Raw genomic sequence first — 21783 nt, 5'->3', positions numbered from 1 at the left:
CAGCCTGAACCTCACAATACTTTTATATAATATTTGCACGGAATATTATTATAAAAAACTATATTAACCGTTATGTGTGTTCAGACATATCATTGAACTTCCATCCGAAGAGGTATTTGAATGAAAAAAGTCTGCGCATTCATAATTATTATGATACTGGCAATAGCCCTGGCTGGTTCCGGGTGTGCTGAAAAAGGAGCATCTACACCTGTTTTGGAAAACCAGGGAAAAGAGTTTGAGGGAAGACAAATCACGGTTTGTTCCGGAGCCGGGCTGATAAAACCCATGACCGAGTTGATCGGGAATTTTGAAAACGAGACCGGGGCAGATGTTGAGGTGCGCTACGGAGGAAGTGCCGAAATATTCGGAATTCTGACCTCAAAAGAGTGTGATGTTTTTATTCCCGGAGATTACTACTACACCAAACAGGCTATGGACAGGAATTATGTTTTCAATGACAGTGTGACAAACCTGACCCTGCATATTCCGGTAATTGCAGTTCCTGATAAAAACCCGGCAAACATAAGCGGGCTTGAAGACCTTGGAAAACCCGGAGTAAAACTGGCTCTCGGAGACCCCAACGGACCTGCAATAGGCAGAGTCTCGGAAGCAATCTGTGAAAAGGCAGGCATACTTCCCGAAGTTGAGAATAACACAATTGTCAAAACTGCGACCGTAAATCAGCTTCTCATCTACGTTGTATCCGAAGAAGTGGATGCAACAATTATCTGGGAGGACATGGCAAGCTGGAGTGAAGCCAACGGAAAACTCGAAATTATCCAGATTCCCGAAGAACAGAATAAAGTAAAAACCATACCAACAGCAGTTTCCGTATATACCGAAGATACTGAACTGGCAGAGGCTTTCAACACTTACATTGCTGGAGAAGAGGCAGAAAAGACCTGGGAAAAATGGGGCTTTGAGCCATGCAATTCTTAAGATCCCCGGGAATGAACAACTCCTGGTTCAGGAACCTCACCGTAGGCATTGCCTTCTTCTTTACTTTTTTGCTTTTTTCATCCATAGGGGTTCTGCTCTTCGTCCTTAAACCCTCGGAAATCATCTCAGCTCTGCTTTCAGAAGAGATGGCCTATTCCATGAAACTTTCCATGCTTACCTCATCAGCTTCGACACTTTCTGTCATGTGCTGTTCAATCCCAACAGCTTATGCCCTTTCCCGTTATTCTTTTCCGGGAAAAAGTATTGTAAAGGCAGTACTCGGGCTTCCTATGGCGTTTCCTGAACTGGTCATGGGCCTTGCCCTCCTGCTTCTTTTCGGACACGGGTTTCTCGGACCTTACCTTGAGATGGCAGGAATAAAGGTGATATTTAGCAAGTTAGGAATAGTGGTCGCCCAATTTTTTGTCGCATTTCCTTATGCTGTAAGGGTTATCTACTCCACTTTTGAAGACATCAACCCGCGGTACGAACAGGTCTCAAGGAGTTTTGGGTATGGGGAATTCGAAACTTTCAGGCATGTGACCCTCCCGATGGCAAGGAGCGGGCTCTTTGCTTCGAGCGTTATTACCTTTGCCAGGTGCATTGGGGCTTTTGGAGCCGTCCTGGTGCTTGCAGGAGGCTCTTACATGCATACCGAAGTCCTGCCTGTGACCCTTTACCTGAACATCTCCTACGGGAACCTGGAAATGGCAATCACAAGCGGAATTTTGTTGATGGGAATTGCTTTTCTTGCAATCCTTAGTTTCGAGAGGTTCGAAGGAGGTAAGATGTGAGTTTCCTTGAGATCAGAGACCTCTGCCTTGACGTTGGGGGTTTCGAACTCAGCGGAATAGGACTCAAAGCCGAAAAAGGGGACTATCTGGCGCTAATAGGCCCCTCCGGCAGCGGAAAGTCCCTGATCCTTGAAACCGTAATAGGCTTTTACGGACCCGAAAAAGGTCGGATTATCCTGGAAGGAAAAGATATTACTGACCTTCCTCCCGACATGAGGCATATCAGCATAGTGTACCAGGACCACATGCTTTTTCCCCACATGAACGTTTTCGAAAACATAGCATATGCCCTCAGGAAAAAGGTACGGGACAAAAAGCAGATAGAAGCCGAAGTAAAGAAGGTTGCTGAAGTCCTCGGGATAAGCGAACTCCTGCACAGAAAACCAACTACCCTTAGCGGAGGAGAAAAGCAAAGGGCAGCCCTTGCAAGAAGCCTTGTTGCCAGACCAAAGCTGCTCCTTCTTGACGAACCCTTCAGCGCCCTTGATACAAGAACACGGGAAAAGTTAAGGGAGATGCTGAAAAAGGCAATTGCGGACTACAGCACCACTGTCCTGCATGTGACCCATGATTTTGAAGACGTCTGGGCCCTGGCAAACCGGGTGGTTGTCATAAGAAAAGGGGAAGTTATGCAGGCAGGAGACCCAGAATCTGTCTTCAAGCGGCCTTCTCCGGATTTCGTGGCCGAGTTTCTGGGCACCAATGTGCTGAAAGGAAAAGTAAAGGCTCTTAAAGGAAAACTCGCAGTAGTTGAAGCCGAGGGTCTGGAAATCTATTCTGCAGACCCCGCAGAGCCCGGAGAAGAGGTCACTGTCTCCATCCGCCCGGAAGAGATCATTCTTGCCAGAGAGACTGTGGAAAGTTCGGCCCGGAACATTTTGAAAGGAAGAGTTTCGGGAATTTTCAAAAAAGAACACCTTGTCGTGGTCGAAATGAAGATGGGAAATGCTGGAATTAAAGCCGTGATTACGCCGACTTCATGTGAAATACTCGGGCTCGAACCGGGCAGGGAAATCTATTCCGTGTTTAAAGCTTCAAATGCCAAGATAATAAGGTAAACACGATCGAAGATAAACTAAAAGCATTCAAAATGAACATTGATCGGGAACAAAGAAAGGGATATGAAAAAACCAGCATCAAGGAAAACATCAAGAAAAATGTCAGGAAAAATATAAGGGAAAACGTCAGGAAAAACGTAAAAAAAATGTCAGGAAAAATGTTAAGAAAAACGTAAAGAAAAATGTCAGGAAAAATGTTAAGAAAAACGTAAAGAAAAAGAAATATCAACATAAAAATAAAAATTTTTGAGGCAAAGCATGATAGACCTTTTTGACCTTTACTTTTACGAAGACTGCCCCTACCAGGATGAAAGTGCAGAACTGCTCAGGCTTGAAGGAAAAGGAACACTCAGGATCCGAACCAGGGAAGCCGGAGTCTGCGCCTGTGCCGAGGACTTGGCCAAATATTATGAAAAAAAGGGCCTTATAGTCCTGAAATACCTCAGAGATGGAGAAAAATTTGAACCTCAGGACAGCATATTTGAAGCCAAAGGAGACCTTAAAACCCTTTTCAAATTGTGGAGGGTTTCTCAGACTTTCCTTTCCATCATGTGTGCCATAGCAGGCAAAACCTCTTCGTTCGTAAGCGCAGCCAGAAAAGCAAACCCTGATCTTATAATTGCAACAAGCCGAAAGACCCATCCCGGGTCCCGGATATTTGAGCTCAAAGCCGTTCGAGCAGGCGGAGGAGACATTCACAGGAACTCCCTCAGTGATTCCATCCAGCTCAGCCAGAACCACCTGGAAGTTGCCGGAGAACTGGGAGAGCTCAGGGCTATGAAGAAAATAGAAATCGAGCCCAGGTCAAGAGAAGAAGCATTCAAATATGTCGAAATGTCGGATATCATGCTCCTTGACCACCTTTCTCCAGAGGAATTGCGGGAACTCGGACCCGAACTTAAGAAATTAAACCCTAAACTCGAACTTGCAGTGGGAGGTATCAAGGCAAAAATGATTCCTGAATACGCCCCTCTTGTTGATATTATCGTTATAAGCGCTCCCTATTACGCAAATCCCCTTGACTTTACAACGAAGATCGAAAGGACATAAGAAAAAGAGAAGAAAAAAGGAGGGAGAAATGATAGAAATGAAAAAAACGAACGAGGAAGGAGAAAAAGAAACTGGAATCCTGTCCTCCCTCGTAAGTGCGCTCAAAAAAGACCTGGGACCAGCCCTTGAAGAAATCGAAGTAAAGGATGTCAGGATAGGGCTGGCCTATACCGGAGTCCTGCTTTCCGAAAACTACGGAGGTGTTGCCTGCACTCCCCTCAACGAGTTTTCCTGCTGCCCTGCTCTGGGTTTTGTAGATACCCTGCAAGGTAAAACTGCGAATAAAATACTTGAACTTGCCCTGTCAGAAAACCCCCTTAAAGCAGCAGTAGGAGTGGCAACCATAAATGCACTTTCCCATATGCTCCATGACCTGGAACCCGAAAAATTCCAGCGTTCCAGCTCGGACATCCTGGACCTCATAAAGCCCGGAGACAGGGTTGCAATGATTGGCTATTTCGGCCCACTCGTCCCGAGAATCATGAAAATAACCGAGAAACTCACGGTCCTCGAAAAACGTGAAATCGAATCCCCTCAAACCAGGACCCTCCCTTCGGAAAAAGCCAGAGAGATCCTCCCCTCATCGGATGTGATCATCCTCAGTGCAAGTACTCTCGCAAACAGGACCTTTGACGAACTTCTTTCCCTCCGGGGTGCAGCAAGGGAAGTAATCCTGCTCGGCCCAAGTGCTCCTCTCTACCCGGAACCCTTCTTCAAACGAGGAATTACAGCAGTAATGGGCACCCGGATCACTATCCCTGAGACCATGCTTACCATTGTCAGCGAAGCAGGAGGAACGAAAAAACTTCACAAGTATTGCGGAGAGAAGGTTGCGTTTAGAAGAAAGTAATGAGATAGCCGTTTTAGGACTCAAAATAGAACCCTGAGAAGGTTTGTATATATTGATTCTTAATCCCCATGCTCTCACCGGCTGACGAAGGAAGCCGGCCTTTTCCAAAAATAAATGAAAAAGATGAACCAGAAAGAAATTGAAAACGAAAAACGACAGAAAAAACGAACAACAACAGATTCGAAGATTTAACCGCTTCCGATCTTATCATCTTAATCCCTTTCCTCATTTCCTGACCCCTGATTTCTTTTCCCCCACCCCTGTAGTAAATTGTAGAGTATTGGGCTGAAATAAGCAGTTATGAACGCTTGACGATCAAAAGCAATAAAAGCCCTAAGATGGCCATTATTGAAGTAAAGCCAGGCATCTGATTGGTTGTCTCATTAACAGCAGTCTCTTCTTCATTACCTGATAAGTTGGCGTCATCACTTTCATTCACATTTGGGATCTCATCTTCTGGTAAAAGTTCTTCAGCTTCTGTTATATATCCTATAAACTCAAAAACGACTGGTGCGTCGCTTACGCCTTCCTGTTCGCAGCGGACATCTATTACTTGATATATTTCATCAATTAGTGATTCATTTACTTTTTCGGAACTGTATCCCTGGAAACCTACTAGTAAATATCCATTGATGTTAGTTCCAAAACTGTTCACAGGGCCGCCGAATTCGACAAAATACGGCATAATTCCTGTATCAGTATTATAAGGATTACAGAGTGACCGACTACACTGAACAAGTGAATCTGTCCATTCCACTTTTTCACTGGCATCAGTAATTACAGGCATTGTTCCTCGAGTAGCTATGAACCCGGATTCATGTTTAACTTCTCCAAAAACATGAGGACCATAATCCGGTAATGGGAGAGCCTCCTCGTCCTGCGCCCACATAAAGACAACGGGGATCTCACTTATTCCCTCCTGCTCTTGACAATAATCCTCAATTTTCTGATATATCCCGTCAATTCTTGAGTCATTTACTTCTTCTTTATAGGCAGAGCCCAGTTCGATTATTATTACATCACTGGCGGCAACGCTGCTTATTGAGCGGTCAAATTCGGAATATGACGGACCTATTCGGTTAAGATTTAGCCAGCAGTCTACAATTGAATTTTTCCACTCCTGATCAATTGTTTCCGGTATGGTTCCCCTATAGGCTATGAAAGAGGGATCATTTGCAAATCCCTGTATGGAAGCAGAGATTTCATTATATTCAGAATAATTCAGTTCGCTATCATCTGCACTTGCAGAAACGCATAGAAAAATAGAAACAGAAATGATAAGTATCAGCCATTTTCCAATGTTCCTTCTTTTGAGCACTATAATCAGACCTTATTAGTTATTTTAGAGTTCTAACTACTACTATTGTTTGGAATTAATCTCAAAATCAAACATTTGCGAGTTTGTGAAAAAAGAAATATTCAGGTAGCTTGATGTTCTATGCTACTTGCTTTAGAACTCAACTGCACAATTTTTTTTACAGAATACACTAGCAGAGCATAAGACATTTTATAAATTTTCTAATATGTATACATATTCGCTTAAAACGGGAAACTATGACTCAAAAGCTACATAATTTTTTTGCAACCATATTGATTCAAATTTATAATAAATTAGGAGGAAATTCATATTTAGAAACAGAGAGAAAAACAAAACAGGAAAATATGAACATTAAAAAATAGATTTGAAGAAGGTTTAACCGGCAAAGAAATTTATATATAGCCACGAATATAAAAAACAATTTAGTGCCTTTTTACAGTTTTGAGTTGTTTTGGGGAAAATAATTATCTGTTTGCATGGAGCTTAAAATGGAAGGAATTGAAGTCAGAGAATTATTACCATCTGAGTACAAAGAATGGGATCTACTTGTAGAAGAAGCTCAACCAGGTACACTCTTTCATACCAGTGACTGGCTTGAAATTTGCAGGGATGTCCTGTCAAAAGATCTAAAAATCTACGGCTGTTTCAGAAACGGCGAGCTTGTGGGAGGATGCCCCCTTTTTGTAAAAAATATCAGGGGAATATTGAAAGTGGCAACTTCAACCTGTAGAATGACCAGCTACAGTGGACCTCTTATAAAAGAGAGTGCCAGCACGAAAGCTAGCAAACGCATGCAGGAAACTCACGAAATCCTCAATCCCCTAAGGGAATTTCTCTGTAAGCAGGGATTTGACAGCATTCATCTAACGTTCGCTCCAGGTTTTGAGGATATAAGGCCGTTTACGTGGAATGGATGGGATTCCGCCGTGCATTACACCCATTACCTGTATCTGAAAGAAAACATAGACAGCAATCTTTCAAGGGAAAGACAGATGGAACTTAAAACTGCAACTGAGGCAGGACTTAAAACCAGGGCATTGAATGACCCTGAAACATATTACCGTCTGCTTTCACTTGCCTATGAGAAACAGAAACTGGAACCTCCTCTTCCAGAGGAGTTTTATGAAAGAGTATTTAAGCTATTTCAGGAAAAAAACATTGGATACATGTTTGTCTCAGAGACTCCCGAGGGTGAAGCTGTTGCAGCTCACTTAAACCTGTACGGAAAGAAATGTGCTGTAATCTGGACCGCAGCCCTGAACCCTGATTTTGCTCATCTGGGCCCAATTGCTCATCTGTATTATAATGAATTTCTTGACCTGAACTCCCGAGACTTCAAATACATGAACGTAATGGCAGCAAATATTCCTGCATTTGTGGATTTTATTATGGGCTTTTCTCCTGAGCTGATTCCATACTATAGTGTGACCCTGGAGAGTAAAAAATATTCAATCGCGAAAACTCTATACAAAACCACTCGTGAACTACCACTCTGCTAAAGACTGAGTGGCTTCTTGGTTCATTCCTCCCTCTATTGAGGGCAAGTCCCCAAGCTCATCCCCGTAGTCCCTACGGTGTCATAATCCAATTAGATTCTGATCTATGAGAGCGAATTTTTTGATATTGATAGCGGCATTAATGTCTCTATGGTGTTTGGTTTTACAGTCTGGACAAATCCATTCTCTGTCTTTTAGCTGAAGCTCTTTATTGTGGTATCCACACACACTACATAGCTTAGAAGAGGGTTCAAATTGTCCTATTCTCAGGACGGTTTTTCCAAACCATTGAGCCTTATATTCCAACTTTGTTACAAAACTACTCCACGCAGAATCACTTATAGCCTGTGCTAAGTGATGATTCTTAACCATGCCTTTAACATTTAGAGTTTCCAGAGCTACAGCTTGGTTTTCGCTAACAAGTCTAAAAGAGAGTTTGTTCTGGAAGTCATTTCTCTGATTTGTTATTTTGTCATGGAGTACAGCAAGTCTTCGTTTAGCTTTTGCCCTGTTCTTAGAGCCTTTCTGTTTCCTTGAGACTCTTTTCTGTAATACTTTGAGCCTTTTAAGAGAGTTTTTCAAGTACTTTGGATTCTCAACCTTTTCTCCTGTTGAAAGGACAGCAAAGTCTTTGATACCTACATCAATTCCTACTGTTGTTGATTCTGTGAAAGCTCCCTTTACTGGAAGTTCTTTTCCATCTTCAACAAGGATACTGATGTAGTAATGTCCTTTACATGTCCTTGATACCGTAGCCGTTTTAGGCTCTCCTTCAAACTTCCTGTGAAGAACTGCTTTAATTGGTTCTATTTTAGGAAGCTTGATAGTATTATTTTCAAAGTTTACAGTGTAGTGTTGAGGTACAGGGAAAGACTGTATCGGATTTCTTTTTTGATTTGAACTTTGGAAACCCTGTTTTCTCTCTAAAGAATCTAGTGAAAGCGGATTCAACCTGCTTAGTCATCCCCTGTAATGATTGAGAGTTAACTTCTCCTAACCACTCATTAGAAACCTTTAGAGTAGGAATTAATTTGTTTAAGTCAAATCTGGAAATTGATTCCCCTGTCTGCTCATAAGTTTTAATTTTCTGGTCAAGTGCCCAATTATAGACAAATCTACAGCTACCTATATGCTGATTCAATTGAATAGCTTGTGTAGTTGTAGGATAGAGTCTAAATTTGAACGCTTGCATCATACAAAGGTATTATATGCTTTAACAACATATATACTTTTTGGTAAATACGAAGTATGAAACACGGAACCATAGCAAATTTTTGTTAATGTATCATGTTATTTTTGTTTGCAAATACCGAAAAGTCATACTTGAACCAATTAGCGAAGAACTCAAACAGATTATGAGTGACATTTCAAAAGAGTCTAACTTTGAAATCCTTGAAATGGAAACTGACAAAGACCATATTCATTTCTTGATCAAGAGTGAGCCGAAAGTTAGCGTTTTGTCAATTGTCAGAAAATTGAAACAAGAATATACTAACAGGTTATGGAAAACTCAAAAAGAATATCTGAAAAAGTATTATTGGGGTGAGAATACGTTATGGAGTGATGGTTATTTTGCGTCTACTATCGGAAATGTGAGTAAAGAGGCGGCAGAATATTACATACGGAATCAGGGTTGAAGTTGACGCTTATATCCCCTGAGCTAAAGACTCAGGGGTTTTACGCTTCTTCATATAAAGAAACGTATTAATAAAAAAATTCCTTAAAAAGTAAAAAGAGAAGACCATAGGCGTCAACCGATGGATGATGCATAGAAGGATGATACATAAAAAATACATTGACATGAGAAGTTGCAAACAACATTCGCTATCTGCAACCCCTGATCATTTGTATACTTCAGCGTTCAAACTGTCTGGTCCAAATTTCTTATTCAATGTAGTATGTGACCTGTACTGACATTGAAACGGTAGACTCGCCTGGCTGAACCGGAGTGGAAACTGCTCCTGAGCCCTTTTCTACCGTTTCCATATCGTAATCGTAATATACCCTGGAACCACCGTTTTCACTTACAGATGAGGTCTGCACGCCAGTTATCTCAACCCCCAGGCTCTTAGCAAGCGTAGCGGCTTTTGATGATGCATCAGCGACTGCCTCATTCATCAGGTCTTCACGAAGCTGTTTTTGCATATCATCGGATACTGAGAAGGAAATGCTTCCAATCTCATTAGCTCCGGCGGCTGTGGACCTGTCAATGATCTCACTCAGGTTGTCGAGCTTCGTGGTTGTGATCTGCACGCTGTTGGATGCAGAGTAACCTGTGATTGTTTGTTCTTTATCATAATTGTATATAGGGTACACAGAAACATAGGATGTCCGTATTTCCTTATCCAGCAATCCCATTGCTTTGAGTTCTGCTATTACAGCGCTCATGAGAGCTGCGTTTTCATCGGACGCTTCCTTTGCAGTTGCAGACTGAACTACAACACCTATGCTCAATGTTGCTGTGTCAGGGACGATTTTCTGTTCAGCATACCCACTCATGGAAATAGTATTTTCCATATCTTTTTCGGACCCACTCTGAGAAATAGCGTATATCGTTGCTGACATCAGCACCAGAACAATTGATAGTGCAATGATAACGTAATAAGATTTATCGTTTTTATTTTCCTGTGACATATTCACATACTCCTTGTTCAATACTTTGTTAACTGCGATTCAGCCAATTCTAGCAAATAATAGATGTATGCGCACATATTAAAGAATTCCTTAAACTTCAACTGCGGTCGCAGTTATCACAGTCACCTAGTATTGAAGGAAAAATAGACATAAGGTAATGGAAAGAGGAAGGGGGTGAAAGATGAAAAAAGGGGCTCTGTGGAAAGGGCGAAGCAAGGGAAGTTGTTCTGCCAGGACCGAGCGCTCCTTTCTATCCGGAACCCTTCTTCAAAAAAGGAATTATAGAGGTAATGAGCACCAGGATCACTGTCCCTGTGACCATGCTTATAGTTATCAGCGAGGCAGGGGAAACAAAAAAAGCTGCACAAATGCTGCGGGGAAATGGTTGCTTTTAGAAGAAACTCACAATATTAGAAAAGTAGGATTGGAAAGTATGAAATACCGTACTGTATCTTATCAAAAAATAAAAGGGGATTTGCCCCCTTTTCCATTACTTTTCTTCCCTGGTGCAGAAAGAAAAAAACCTGTAAAAGAATTACTTCCTTGCTTTAATCTTTGCAAAAAGCTGTTTTAAGGTATCTTCGTTGCTCTGGGTGAACTCGAAGGGAGAGCTTGTGAATGGCTCAAAGTGTACAGGCACATCGTCTAGCCTGTAGAAGGTCCCATCGCATTCCATTGCATCGATGACTCCAGGGAGTACAACATCCGAGGCAACTGTGGTCGGGCAGGGAGCGATGTCCAGGCAGACCATGGGGATTTCAGCGAGGTAAGAAGCGCAATCTGCAGGGATGTGGCAGACAAGGTCAGCGCACATTACAAGAGCTGCGTCCACGTCCTTTTCCCGCAACACGTCCACGGTTGTGTATTCACCGGGGTTGTAGCGCGGGTGGCCCCGCATGAAGTCAAGCCCGAAGGGGTAACCGTACATGTAGGAAGCGACCTGGTTAAAGCCTGCCACGTTGCAGTGACCACGGAGTGCACCCAGGGTGAACTTGGAATAATTGTTCAGTTCCTTTACCAGATTCATGGCAATTTCGGCATTCCTGTGCTTTCCGATTGAAGAAGAAAGCCCGAGCCCCACTGAGATGGCACCGAAGTTGCAGTTCTTCATCATATCGAGCATCTCTTCCATCACTGAGATGGGGACCCCTGTGACCTCTTCCACCGACGGATGAGGAGTTTTACCGTGGAGCAGGGTAAGAAGGGCACTTATCAGTTCATAGTCCGAGTTGGGCTTGAGCTGCACGTGCAGATCGGAAGCTTCTGTTGTTGGAGTCTTTCTTGGGTCTACAGTGATGATTGTCCTGTCGAAACGCCCACGTTTGGTCCAGTATCCACGCGGGAAGACTCCGTACCTGGACATTTGCCGCGGCATGGATTCAAGAGGGTTTGTTCCCCAGTAGACTATAAGGTCACCCCTGTTTTTCTTCTGCCCTTCGGTTGCGCCGACTTTTCCGGCTTCCTGGATTCCCATGGCTGTTGGCCCATGGCAGATTGTTGCATTGGAATCAACAATAGCACCCAGGTATTCTCCGATCTTGAGCCCGACTTCATGCGCTTCACAGGAGGTCTCACTGCCCATAAAGAGGAGGGGACGCTTTGCCGAAACAAGGATATCGGCAGCTTTTTCAAGGGCTTCGTCCCAGGCGGCAGGGGTAAGTTTCCCTCCATTTTTCATAAGGGGCTGCCTGAGCCTGTGGGAACTTACAACCTCCTTAAACTTGGCGTTTCCCATCTTACATGCATTTTTAGCTTCAATCTTTCCTTCTCCGAATTCAACCTGGATATCGTCGCAGGCCGCCCCGCAGACAGGACAGATTATGTTTTTGTAAATCATACTCACTGCCCTCCGACATAAACTTTAAGCACTACATCTTCGGCGCTCAGAACCTCTTCTTCTGTGGGCTCAACCTGCACGGGGGCGCCCTTATAGAGAGGAGAACCCGTAGAAAGGGTATCAGGATCGATGATAACATTGGACCAGATAGCCCTCGGCATGAACACATGCCCTGGCTGGACAGAATCCGTACATTTCGTATAGACCGCTACAGAATGCTTCCCATTCCGACTTGTAACCTTCACTTTTTCGGGGGAGCAGAGTGACAAGAAATCAACCGGGGAAAGCCAGCAGGATGCACATTCCGTGATATAATCGTCTGTTAACTTGTCCCCGCCTTTGGCAAGCCTGCCTTCATCAATCGTACTTCCGGTAATGAGTAATACTTCCATACCTCTCACCTCAGAGTTCCGGATTTGCATCTGCAGCTGCATAGAGCACTCCTTTTGCCCGCTTGCTGATTGCATAGTCCCCGGTAAACTTTTTGAATTTTCCAGATAACTCAACCCCACCCTGGGTGAAGCCATCTACCATACCTGTATATTCGAAACCCGGAGTAAAGCGTTCAATTACTCCCCCGACAACTATGGTACCGGCTGCCATTTCAACGCCAACGCAGCGAAGAGCTCTGCCTTTCACAACGATGAGCCCTCCATTCTGGCGAATCCCGCAGAAGCCTTCAACATTGCCTTCTACCAGGATTTCCCCACCGTCCATGCCGCCTCCAAGCTGGTGCCGCGCCGAGCCTTCGATCACGATACGCCCGCCTTTCATGCCGTGCCACTTGCCTCTGTAAGCACAGCCCACGTGGTCTCCAGCGTTGCCTTTAATGTGCAAGAGCCCGCCAAGCATTTCCATGCCTGCCCAGGAATCCGCATCTCCGGATACGAGGATCTCGCCTCCTTTCATCCCGGATCCCACATGCATACCTGTGGAACCCTCAATTTCAATATTTCCTGCACTCATACCTTCTCCGATCCTTTTGACCCTCTTTACATCGCCTTTTATGCGGATCAGAGTCTCAGCTGCAGAACTGCCTCCATTGCCTTTCACTTCGAAAAAGTCGGAAAGAGGATAGGTCTTTGGCCCCTGCCAGATAAGCAGGTTTCCGATTTCTTCAGCATTTTTGCCTGCAAAGGAGTCAGGAGTTATGGCATCTGCCTCCAGTTTAATGTCGATCTCTCTCTTAAGAATAAGAATTACTTCTGACATCACTTCACCTCTCACCGTTAACCTTTATGGGAGTCGGATTTTCCAGATACTTCTCTGAAGTCGGATAGTTGGCAAAGCCCAGAGTGTAGTACCTGAACCATTCATTAACGTCAGCCAGCATCTCCTTTTCCCGCTCGTCTTCTACGTGAACTTTGGAATAATAAGTACGCTTTTCGGGAACGGAAACGATCTCTCCCTTAGCAGCCACGATTTCTCCTCCCTTTATGGTGTATTCTGCCTTCCTGAAGGTCCTGAGGAGAGTCTCGTAGTTGTTCGGGTCAAGCTGCTGCGGATTTATGTTGTAGACTGTAACATCCCCATCTGCACCCACGCCAAGAGAGCCTTTTCTGTGAACCATTCCAATTGTCTTAGCAGGGTTAGCCCTGGTAAGAATCGCAAGGTCATAGAGAGAAAGTTCCCGGTTTACGCCTCCGAGTTCACTCCTGTCATTTGCCCATTTGTGGCACTCACTGAAGGTCTGCTTCCTGAAAGCTTCAGACATGAGCCAGGTCATGACCTCAGGATATTTCGTAAACGGCCCACCGTTAGGACTGTCCGTGGTCATTATTGTTTTCCAGGGGTCGTTGATAAGCAGGAGACATTCAAGTCCCATTGCCCACTGCAAACTGTGTACGGGGTTGGACTTGAGATAGGTAAAGGGAATGACACCTGAGCCGCATTCCATCTCAACATCGGTATTCGACCACTTGTTTCCTGTAAGTGTGTAAATGTCGTGAATAGCAGGTCCGTCTCCGGTCATAACTGTTGCTTCTCCGAAGGGAGTGCACCCACTATCGATTACCACATGGTCTTTGTTATTGATGTAGTCTGTAATATCTTTTACACCGGATTCGCAGTCTCCCCAGGTTGTGCCTGCAAAACTGTTGAACATCAGGTGGGTGAGATATACGGAACGATCTCTTGAAGGATCCATTTTAGTTTCTGCCCATTCCACGTCCATATTCTGCTTGGGCTTTACCCCGTCAGGGATTTTCAGGGAATCTTTGGTAATTGCATAACATCCCGGGTGACCCAGGTTGTTTGCATGCAGGTGGACAGGCATTGGCATTCCAAGCCGTTCATTGATCTCAGCAAGCCCTTTTATGACCTCTCTTGGAGTAATTTCAAAATGGATGTTAGCCTCATCAAGCGAACTTACGTTTTTACCCCAGCCCCAGTTTTCGACTCCTGCAGGGTTGACGCATTTGATCCCATAGGTCTTGTGAGTCTTCATCATCCAGGCAACATATGCAGCAGCCTTTTCTATGTCTCCGTCCCGGAGATAACGCATTAAGAAAAAGTTGTTCCCGAGCACCAGGTACCCACCCATGTCAAGAAGAGGAGTTGCCTTCATCTCCTCATGGGTGTGGCGGGCTTCAATAGGAGGAATTGCCGCTTCAAAGACCGTCGTGTAGCCCATTGCTGCGTAATCATATCCCTGTTTGTAGACCGAGGGAACAGTGTATCCTGAACCGGCATGGGTGAGTGAAGTTTTCTGGAGAGTCGCTTTATAGTGGTCTTCCGGCCTCATTAGCCTGCCGGCGTTAACCTTTGCACCTGCAACGTGAGAATGGGAGTCAACTCCTCCAGGCATTACCGTCATACCTGAGGCATCAATAACCTTTGCGTTTTTCAGTTCGGCTGCAGAAAGCTCTTTTACAACTTTTCCGTCCCTGATGAAAACATCCATTCTCTCCCCTTTTATTTCGTTGAGGGGGTCAAAGACGTATCCGTGCTTGATTGCAATTGTTCCTGCCATTCATTCCACCTCTCTTTTCACAAGCCAGATTGCATTAACAGGGCAGATAAGGGCGCATGCTCCGTCTGCTCCGCAGAGGTCCTGGTTTACGACCGAAATTTTTCCGTTTTTAACCTCAAGGAGAGCTTTTTCATCCATGTTGTTCAGGTGCCCTGCAGCGAGTTCACGATTATTGAGAGCGTTTACCGGACAGACGATCACACAGTTTCCGCAGCCCAGACAAGCAGTTTCATCTGTTTCCAGGCATGTGCGGAGCAGAACCTCCGGAACAGGGACTTCAAGCAGTTTTTTCTCGAGGGGGCCCTTTTTCTCCATTTCCGGAAGGATTGCAGTTTTCCTGACATCAATGGCATCCACAGGACAGGCAACAGCACATGCCCCACAGTAAATGCAGGCATCAGGGCGGTGACTAATCTTTTCTACTCTTTCTCCGGGTTTAGCCTTTTTATTGAAAATAGCATTTGCAGGACAGACTTCCACACAGGTATGGCAGGTCTGACAGACATTCTCGTCCCGGGTCCAGCGTCCTTCAAAGGGTTTTTCTACGGAAATAGCATCCACAGGACAGACTGCAGCACACCAGCCACAATGGATACAGCACTCAGTATCAATGAGGGTCTTTCCGACCAGCTTCAGGCTTCCGTCCTCTGAAATATCTCTGGTAACCTCAATACAGCCCCTGGGACAAATGTCTTCACAAAGCCCACAGTGGACGCAGTTATCATTTACGGAAGTTGGTTTCATGGCTCCAAAGAGATAGGAATTGTCATTGAGGACTTTTCCTTCCTGCCTCAACTCAAGAGCACCTGTAGGGCAGACCCTTGCACAAATTCCACAAACAATACAGTCTTCACTCTCCTTCATTTCCAGGAAATCAGCATCCAGAAACCCCCGTGCTATAGCTCCCACGGCACCTACCGCCAGGATACCTTTAGGGCACGCCTGTACGCAGGTTCCACAGCCAATGCATTTTTCAGGCTTATAAACCAGCTGCCGGTCTTTTTTTTCAGAAAAGACAGACAATCGCATATCATTTTGCATTTTGCTTACCTCTCAGCGTTATTCTGTGCATCCGCCGCACAGCAGCTCATTATTATGTTGAATGAACATTTCACCGCATTTGTTACAGCACTGTATCCGCTTTTTCTTTCGAACCGGAACTTCAAGCTCCACAGGTTTCCAGGAATACACCTTTTCTCCTGCAGCCAGAAGAATAGGCACGACCTCTTCGTGGGGAAGCTTTTCAGTGTTCAGGTACCAGGCGTGAAGTTTGGGATAATCCTTTGTCTTCTCAGGGTCAAGGATGATCCGGATACCTTTTATGCCGTGAACCCCTTCAGGCGCCTGTTTGTTTACCGTGACCGCCATTTTCCCCAGGTTATTGATCTTCAACCCGTTGTTTCCGATGGTAGCTCCGGCAAGGATCTGGAAAGGATCGGGCATGCAGCTTTTCGTTTCGCAGGTCACGTATATGCGTTCCCCGTCCCGGACATCGAGCTCCCTTTTTGCAATATTGAGCATCTGGATGCCAATTAATGCCCCTGAGGTCAGGAAGCCGTGAAAGGGGACGACCTTTTCAATCTGTGAAAGCAGTTCTGGGTCCTTTACCTGCTTCAGAATTGCCTCCATCTGGTATTTCTCTTGATCTGAGTTTTTATGCAATGTATGCACCACCACAGGTTCCACCGTTATGTTTAAAAAAACATAACGGGAAAAATATTAAGGTCCAGACATAGTAAATGTCAGACAGCCAGGTTAATTGGAGTAATTACATTAGGTAAATTCCAACATAACACAGAAGGATGCACTGTACTTATAATTGACTTTTGACAGAACCTTCTTGTTTTAGTATGATTCAGATGGACGAAACTCCAATTTGAGGGATAGAACTCCCCTAATTGGCCAGAGCGCCGGAAAGAACCACCAGCCGAAACCCTGCAACTTCCAGATATGTAAAGCGTAACATACCTATAAAAACGGAAGACAAGACTATTGCGCTCAAAATATATAAACCGCTATTTTATAAAATTATCGATCAAAAAGGGATTTTCTTTCAAAAAATAGGACAACGGCGAAAATTCCTATTTGAAAAAGACCGATTGTCCATGAGAAACAGGAAGATATTATTATTCCGGGGCAACCTGACTGAAAAAAAAGATTCGATTTTGATCAGGCCCACAGTAAGACCTGCATAAATATCATCACTCTTTTTGTAACCATTATAATAATTGTCGGCTGCAGAACAGGAAAGTTAAGCTTGATCTTTGCGGAGATGGGGCACAAAGTAACAGGAATTGACATTTCCAGAAAAATGCTAAAAACCGTGGAAGCAAAGGCTAAAGCCCGTAGAGATGACGTAACTTTTGGGGAGGGAGATGCAGAAAACCCTCCTTTTGAGCCGGATACTTTTGAGCCGGATACTTTTGAGCCGGATACATTCGACGTTTTTATCAACCGCAGCCTGCTCTGGACCCTTCCATACCCCGATACCGCGGTAACGAACTGGAAAAAAGTGCTGAATTTGTGGGCGGGGATTTCATCTTCCGCCTCGCCCAATGTATTGATATGGACCGGATAGAATTTACCAAAATGATTGATCAATCGGCGAGCTTGACAACGGCTTTTCTTTCAGCAATGACATTCCTGCCTTCGCTGTCAATAACCATCAGGGTAATTTCAGAACCCGCTTTGAAACCGTAATTATCCTTTGTTTTCTCGACCCCGCCTACACTGACCTTAACACTGGAATAAATAGACCCGATAGCACTATCTCTTCCGCAAAGAATCAATTTTTCACCCACATCCCAGAACCCGTCTTCTATCACTGCACTATTTCGAATTATATAGTCCGGATTTTTTCCTTTTTGGCTCAGATCCAGATAAAGAACCCCTACATCTCCTTCAATTCTTTTTCCACTTCCATTCGAAATATTTCCCTGGAAAGAATTTCCATATCCGGAAATCCTTACCGAGATAGAGTTTAATGGAAGGGAATCTCCTCCCTCATGCATAAGGACAATCTGATTTTCCTTAAACGTGACCCATTTGCTTACTGATCCAGCACCGTAAATTCCCCCTTCACAGGATTCAAGAGTAATTCTTGCCATAGGTTGCTGAAAGTTTGCCCTGCATCCAGAGAGATTAATGCTGCTGGCAACCGCACCCACAAGCACAAAAACAATAAGCAAAAGGAGAAGAGAGCCGACAACAGGAGAGAGACCTTCGAGTGAAGATTTAAAGAAATACAAATTTTTATGCCGGAGACTTCCCCACGCCTTCATCGAGACTATAATACGCAGAGAATGAATAAATAATTTTGTATCAGACAAAATATAGTCTTGTCGTCAAAAAAATACAAGAAAAAAAGAAGGAGGATATTGCCTCGGTTATTTATTTTTTCCGACGGTCTTTCTCCTCATATTCCTTTTCGAGTTCGAGAATCTCCCGAACGCTTTCCAATTCTTTTTTGCTTCTGGAATAACGCGAAAGCACCGTAACAACCCCGAAGAGCAAGGCTACAATTGCAGCGAAGAAATACATGGGTGCGGATTCAGCATAGTATTTAACCTGAATAACCTCTTCCCGTTCTTCCATCCTAGAAGAGATCCACAGAAGAGTCTGCCTTCCTTCCTCATCGACGCTTGTGTAATGTGGGGAAGGCCTTGCAATCCCGAATACTCTATTCCCTGTTACAAAACCCTTCGGAAGAACCACACGGATGAACTCGGAGTCAGGTTTCATAAAGGCAAAACTCTGAGTTCCGGGTGTATCAAGGGTGTATGCAATAAAACCTGTAACGGGTTCTTCAAATTCAAGGTTTATTACCTTTATGTTCCGGGTAATTTCCTGCGTAAGAGTATAATTGATATCCGAAAAGTTGCTGCTGTTTGAAAGCCTCAGAAAAGTTCTTGAACTTGCCACAGTTTCGTTTGCAGGTTCCACCAGAAGTACGAAATTTTTAATAGGGTCTTCATTGGATCCACCGCCAAGGGAATCAGGCGGGAAAATTTCAAGCTTACTGCTATTTATGACGATGTTGACGACCTGTACCTCTGTATTATCTCCCAGAATGTAATATGTGGTGGTATTTGCTGGAATTTCATTATCCCACTCATCCAGGAAAACCTCAAATACATAATTCGAGACATTGCCGGGCTCATCCAGAAAGATCTCCTTCTTTTGATCAATACAGCCCGACATGAAGACCACCAGCAGGGCAAGGAGCATAAATACACTTTTTGTTCTCATTTTCACGGAAGAATTCTCCCTTGGGCTTGAAGCGATCTCTTCTCAACCTGCAGCAATTTACCTCTTATTTAGAGCGAAGCTTGCAGTATCTGCAACAGGTCAGCCTTTATCCTATGCTCTCTCTTCTTAATAAACAAAACGGATAACCTGTCAGAAAGAGAACACAAAATAGCTACGGTTTAGCTAACAGAAAAGTAAAAACTTATTGCGTAACAATAAAAATATCAACCAAAGCTCAAGCTCATGTTTTTGATTCTCCTGAAGAATTCAGAGACCTTTCTACCATAGGCCAGTCAATTTTTTTGATATATTTTGCCTGAAGTTTGGAAACGTAAAGAACATTGCTGCCAACAAGGATTTTCATGTCAGAGGCTTTGGGAGAGGATTCCCCAAGCGGAAGAAGCACAGGGCCGTCTGAAGAAGTGGAAAGCCGGAAGTCCTGCCCGCTCTTCCTGATGTAAGCTCTAACTTTTTCATCAATTGAAAACACCGGAATCATGGAAATACACCATACAGAAATTATCAGGGAAAGATATTGTCAGAGGAAGATAAATAGTTACAGGTTATGGGTCCGGATAAAAGCCAGAACCTTTACATTGATAAAAAAAGACTTCGGGACTTTAGAAGCTGCCGGGCAGTTTTAAATTTGATGAAAGCAATTTAGAACGAAGATAGCATGATGATGAAAGATAGAGGAAAACTTGTAATCTGGCCTGCATACATTGACCAAGCTAGATCCAGAAGTAGTGGAAGAATAATCTCTCGAAAAAATTCCATAAAAGATCCGCATCTGAATGAGATTAAAGAAGCTGCCAAACAGCTGGGCTTGAACCCTGAAGTAGAGCCTGAGAAAGCCTATCCAAAATCCTGGTGGGAAGTCAGCGGAAGGGTGCTCGTGGATGATAAAGGTCCAAAATCCGTAATTGCAAAGCAGATCTCTTTGTCAATTAAAAAAATGAGAAGCAAAGAAGCACCTGCAAGAACATGAATTATAAGTTACAGGTTCTTAACCGTAGTAAACATATATCAGACGCCGATATATAAGATAGAGATTATATATAGGATAAATATAATAATCTCATAGAGACAATAATCTCATAGAGACTCTTACGAGAGACGATGACTGAGAAACTGTATCGAGAACTAAAAAGAATGTTTATATCATTTGAAAACAAAACCTGCAGATATGTCTGAAAATAACAAAAAAATACTACCTGTCATAAATGATGGATCAGGTAGTTCCAAAAACATTGCCCAGAGTCCATACAAAGAAATAACTCTTGGATGCGGGTGTGGAGCTGCTTCCTGTTCAAATTGTCCCGGAGCCCTTGGAATAAAGGCAGGATCAGAAAGGAATGTAGTTTACAAAAACGTTTTTACATACCTCATGGCTGCGGTAGTGATCCTCGTTGCTACCTACGTGGTAAAAGAAGTTCTAACCTCGCTGCTTATTTGATATAGATTCAGAATACAGCATGCAATTAGTCTTTACTTTAACTTTTTATAAGGATATCTCATTTCTTTTCCGCAGTGTTCGCAGGATACGACAATAAACCCTCCTTTCAATCTGTAACGGGCATTATGTCCAGGCATAAGAAATGTATAACAGTGTTTACAGATCCTGCTTTTAATTTCCCTTGGAATGCTCATCCTGTTCCTCATAGAGATATTTCGTATGAGCTGCACATAACGCCTGCTGCGCTCAGGGTTTTCTAGAAACTCAACTTTCGCAAGCTCAAAAAGCCGCCACATACGTTGAGTTGCTATATTCCGAATAAGGTTTTTCTGGTGTTTTCTGGCTACTTTAGGCATTGTAGACCGATCCTTTTCTGACCAGGGAATCCTGTTTCAGCCTTTCTCTTAAAAAGCAAAATCAGGAGTCAAGAATGATCACATTAATATCTGGATTCTTGCTGTGTACAAGAGTTTTAAACCTTTCGGGATCTCCGTTGACTCCTTCTGAACCGTAGTGCATGGGAATGACAAAACCTGGAGAGATAACTGCTGCTGCACTTGCGGCTTCCTCTTCATCCATCGTATACGTGCCCCCGATGGGCAGAAGAGCTATATCGGCACTGAAAGTCTCCATCTCCGAAAAGAAATCACAGTCTCCTGCATGGTAGATCCTCAATCCTTCGAGTTCTATGATATACCCCACACCAAGCCCTCTGGGATGGTATGGTTTATCAAGGTTATAGGCTGGAACTACCTCAATCCGAACCCCTTTAATCTCAAGCCCGTCAGCCAGAATATCGCCTTCCTCAACCCTCCGGGCATCACCCCGGAACTCAAGGGAACAGCCCTCGGGGATCAACGTGGTTGTGTCAGACCTCCGGACTTTCCGAATATCCTCAGGGCTGCAGTGGTCAAAGTGCTCATGAGTTATCAACAGGATATCTGCTTTATCATCAAAAGCCGGCTCCTCACTGAGTTCATAGGGATCAATATAGATCTTTTTGCCGTCCCCTTCAAGTAAAAAACCAGAGTTGCCTAACCACTGAATAGTAACATCCTCAATCTTTACACTGTTCATTTCATACACCTTCGGGCTCCGTAACTGAGCCTGCGAGAAAAACTTATAGAAAGAT

The 21783-nt window shown here is 43.9% G+C and carries 25 protein-coding genes and 1 pseudogene; 12 read left to right on the top strand and 14 right to left on the bottom strand.

What is annotated here, in order from left to right; all coding sequences use genetic code 11:
* Positions 1-120 precede the first annotated feature (120 nt).
* The 5 genes from modA (at position 121) to MSWHS_RS01295 (ending at position 4691) form a co-directional block, all read left to right on the top strand.
* A complete protein-coding gene (gene modA, locus MSWHS_RS01315) occupies positions 121-939 on the top strand; it encodes a molybdate ABC transporter substrate-binding protein (RefSeq protein WP_048125369.1) in 819 nt (272 codons plus the stop codon).
* A complete protein-coding gene (locus MSWHS_RS01310) occupies positions 927-1733 on the top strand; it encodes an ABC transporter permease (RefSeq protein ID WP_156148045.1) in 807 nt (268 codons plus the stop codon). The genes modA and MSWHS_RS01310 overlap by 13 nt, the downstream gene beginning before the upstream one ends.
* Positions 1730-2791, top strand: a complete 1062-nt coding sequence (locus tag MSWHS_RS01305; protein WP_048125367.1) for an ATP-binding cassette domain-containing protein — start codon at positions 1730-1732, stop codon at positions 2789-2791. Before MSWHS_RS01310 ends, MSWHS_RS01305 begins: the two co-directional genes overlap by 4 nt.
* 258 nt (positions 2792-3049) lie before the next feature.
* Positions 3050-3841 (top strand): nicotinate-nucleotide pyrophosphorylase, encoded by a 792-nt coding sequence (locus MSWHS_RS01300; protein ID WP_048125365.1) that lies wholly within the window; start codon positions 3050-3052, stop codon positions 3839-3841.
* 28 nt (positions 3842-3869) lie between these two features.
* On the top strand, positions 3870-4691 hold the full coding sequence (locus tag MSWHS_RS01295; protein WP_048125362.1) for a Rossmann-like domain-containing protein: 822 nt from the start codon (positions 3870-3872) through the stop codon (positions 4689-4691).
* Positions 4692-4989: 298 nt separating this feature from the next.
* Here MSWHS_RS01295 and MSWHS_RS01285 read toward each other — a convergent pair whose 3' ends face one another.
* Complete coding sequence (locus MSWHS_RS01285) at positions 4990-6009, bottom strand: hypothetical protein (RefSeq protein WP_048158665.1); 1020 nt, start codon at positions 6007-6009, stop codon at positions 4990-4992.
* Positions 6010-6497: 488 nt separating this feature from the next.
* Between MSWHS_RS01285 and MSWHS_RS01280 the strand changes: the two genes are divergently transcribed.
* Positions 6498-7508 (top strand): GNAT family N-acetyltransferase, encoded by a 1011-nt coding sequence (locus tag MSWHS_RS01280; RefSeq protein WP_048159523.1) that lies wholly within the window; start codon positions 6498-6500, stop codon positions 7506-7508.
* 78 nt (positions 7509-7586) lie between these two features.
* Here MSWHS_RS01280 and tnpB read toward each other — a convergent pair.
* Positions 7587-8700 (bottom strand): annotated as a pseudogene (tnpB, locus tag MSWHS_RS01275) (IS200/IS605 family element RNA-guided endonuclease TnpB).
* A 28-nt stretch (positions 8701-8728) separates the two neighbouring features.
* Between tnpB and tnpA the strand changes: the two are divergent.
* A complete protein-coding gene (tnpA, locus tag MSWHS_RS01270; protein WP_156148120.1) occupies positions 8729-9142 on the top strand; it encodes an IS200/IS605 family transposase in 414 nt (137 codons plus the stop codon).
* Positions 9143-9389: 247 nt separating this feature from the next.
* Here the strand turns inward: tnpA and MSWHS_RS01265 are convergent, their stop codons facing one another.
* Entirely contained in the window at positions 9390-10139 is a 750-nt protein-coding gene (locus tag MSWHS_RS01265) for an SIMPL domain-containing protein (RefSeq protein ID WP_048158664.1), read from the bottom strand.
* Between the two features lie 227 nt (positions 10140-10366).
* Between MSWHS_RS01265 and MSWHS_RS18740 the strand changes: the two genes are divergently transcribed.
* Complete coding sequence (locus tag MSWHS_RS18740; RefSeq protein WP_082087991.1) at positions 10367-10534, top strand: Rossmann-like domain-containing protein; 168 nt, start codon at positions 10367-10369, stop codon at positions 10532-10534.
* Between the two features lie 140 nt (positions 10535-10674).
* On the opposite strand, the gene MSWHS_RS01255 is transcribed toward MSWHS_RS18740, so the two are convergent.
* From MSWHS_RS01255 to MSWHS_RS01230, 6 genes are read right to left on the bottom strand one after another with little or no spacing between them, the layout of a single operon-like run.
* A complete protein-coding gene (locus MSWHS_RS01255; protein WP_048125351.1) occupies positions 10675-11976 on the bottom strand; it encodes a formylmethanofuran dehydrogenase subunit B in 1302 nt (433 codons plus the stop codon).
* Positions 11977-11978: 2 nt separating this feature from the next.
* Positions 11979-12368 (bottom strand): molybdopterin dinucleotide binding domain-containing protein, encoded by a 390-nt coding sequence (locus MSWHS_RS01250; protein WP_048130149.1) that lies wholly within the window; start codon positions 12366-12368, stop codon positions 11979-11981.
* A 10-nt stretch (positions 12369-12378) separates the two neighbouring features.
* Positions 12379-13188 (bottom strand): formylmethanofuran dehydrogenase subunit C, encoded by an 810-nt coding sequence (locus MSWHS_RS01245; protein ID WP_048125349.1) that lies wholly within the window; start codon positions 13186-13188, stop codon positions 12379-12381.
* A gap of 4 nt (positions 13189-13192) precedes the next feature.
* Positions 13193-14947: a formylmethanofuran dehydrogenase subunit A gene (locus MSWHS_RS01240; protein ID WP_048158663.1), complete on the bottom strand. Its 1755-nt coding sequence runs from the start codon at positions 14945-14947 to the stop codon at positions 13193-13195.
* Positions 14948-15988, bottom strand: coding sequence for a 4Fe-4S binding protein (locus tag MSWHS_RS01235; RefSeq protein WP_048125346.1), 1041 nt, complete (start codon positions 15986-15988; stop codon positions 14948-14950).
* An 18-nt stretch (positions 15989-16006) separates the two neighbouring features.
* On the bottom strand, positions 16007-16618 hold the full coding sequence (locus tag MSWHS_RS01230) for an FmdE family protein (RefSeq protein ID WP_231585694.1): 612 nt from the start codon (positions 16616-16618) through the stop codon (positions 16007-16009).
* A gap of 520 nt (positions 16619-17138) precedes the next feature.
* Between MSWHS_RS01230 and MSWHS_RS01220 the strand changes: the two genes are divergently transcribed.
* Entirely contained in the window at positions 17139-17525 is a 387-nt protein-coding gene (locus MSWHS_RS01220) for a class I SAM-dependent methyltransferase (RefSeq protein ID WP_369798572.1), read from the top strand.
* Positions 17526-17544: 19 nt separating this feature from the next.
* Here the strand turns inward: MSWHS_RS01220 and MSWHS_RS01215 are convergent, their stop codons facing one another.
* From MSWHS_RS01215 to MSWHS_RS01205, 3 genes are all read right to left on the bottom strand, one after another.
* Entirely contained in the window at positions 17545-18228 is a 684-nt protein-coding gene (locus MSWHS_RS01215; RefSeq protein WP_048125341.1) for a type IV pilin, read from the bottom strand.
* 109 nt (positions 18229-18337) lie between these two features.
* Positions 18338-19195, bottom strand: a complete 858-nt coding sequence (locus tag MSWHS_RS01210; protein ID WP_231585693.1) for a DUF5803 family protein — start codon at positions 19193-19195, stop codon at positions 18338-18340.
* 241 nt (positions 19196-19436) lie between these two features.
* Complete coding sequence (locus MSWHS_RS01205; RefSeq protein ID WP_048125337.1) at positions 19437-19694, bottom strand: hypothetical protein; 258 nt, start codon at positions 19692-19694, stop codon at positions 19437-19439.
* Here MSWHS_RS01205 and MSWHS_RS19865 point away from each other — a divergent pair.
* The 3 genes from MSWHS_RS19865 to MSWHS_RS01195 all read left to right on the top strand — a co-directional run bounded on the left by MSWHS_RS19865 (position 19693) and on the right by MSWHS_RS01195 (position 20651).
* Positions 19693-19839, top strand: a complete 147-nt coding sequence (locus MSWHS_RS19865) for a hypothetical protein (RefSeq protein ID WP_156148044.1) — start codon at positions 19693-19695, stop codon at positions 19837-19839. The two genes, MSWHS_RS01205 and MSWHS_RS19865, sit on opposite strands and share 2 nt — an antisense overlap.
* 38 nt (positions 19840-19877) lie before the next feature.
* Positions 19878-20183 (top strand): signal recognition particle protein Srp19, encoded by a 306-nt coding sequence (locus MSWHS_RS01200; RefSeq protein WP_048130147.1) that lies wholly within the window; start codon positions 19878-19880, stop codon positions 20181-20183.
* Positions 20184-20381: 198 nt separating this feature from the next.
* Positions 20382-20651 carry a hypothetical protein gene (locus tag MSWHS_RS01195; protein WP_156148043.1) on the top strand — a complete coding sequence of 90 codons (270 nt, stop codon included), beginning with the start codon at positions 20382-20384 and terminating at the stop codon, positions 20649-20651.
* Positions 20652-20683: 32 nt separating this feature from the next.
* Here MSWHS_RS01195 and MSWHS_RS01190 read toward each other — a convergent pair whose 3' ends face one another.
* Together MSWHS_RS01190 and MSWHS_RS01185 are read right to left on the bottom strand one after the other, a co-directional pair.
* A complete protein-coding gene (locus tag MSWHS_RS01190) occupies positions 20684-21007 on the bottom strand; it encodes a ribonuclease P protein component 4 (protein WP_048125332.1) in 324 nt (107 codons plus the stop codon).
* Positions 21008-21068: 61 nt separating this feature from the next.
* Positions 21069-21728, bottom strand: coding sequence for an MBL fold metallo-hydrolase (locus MSWHS_RS01185; protein ID WP_048130146.1), 660 nt, complete (start codon positions 21726-21728; stop codon positions 21069-21071).
* Positions 21729-21783 lie beyond the last annotated feature (55 nt).

Source organism: Methanosarcina sp. WWM596 (genome assembly GCF_000969965.1).
In the GTDB taxonomy this organism is placed as follows: Archaea; Halobacteriota; Methanosarcinia; order Methanosarcinales; family Methanosarcinaceae; genus Methanosarcina.
Note: the sequence above shows the minus strand (reverse complement) of the source record. Positions and strands in the feature narration are given on the sequence as shown.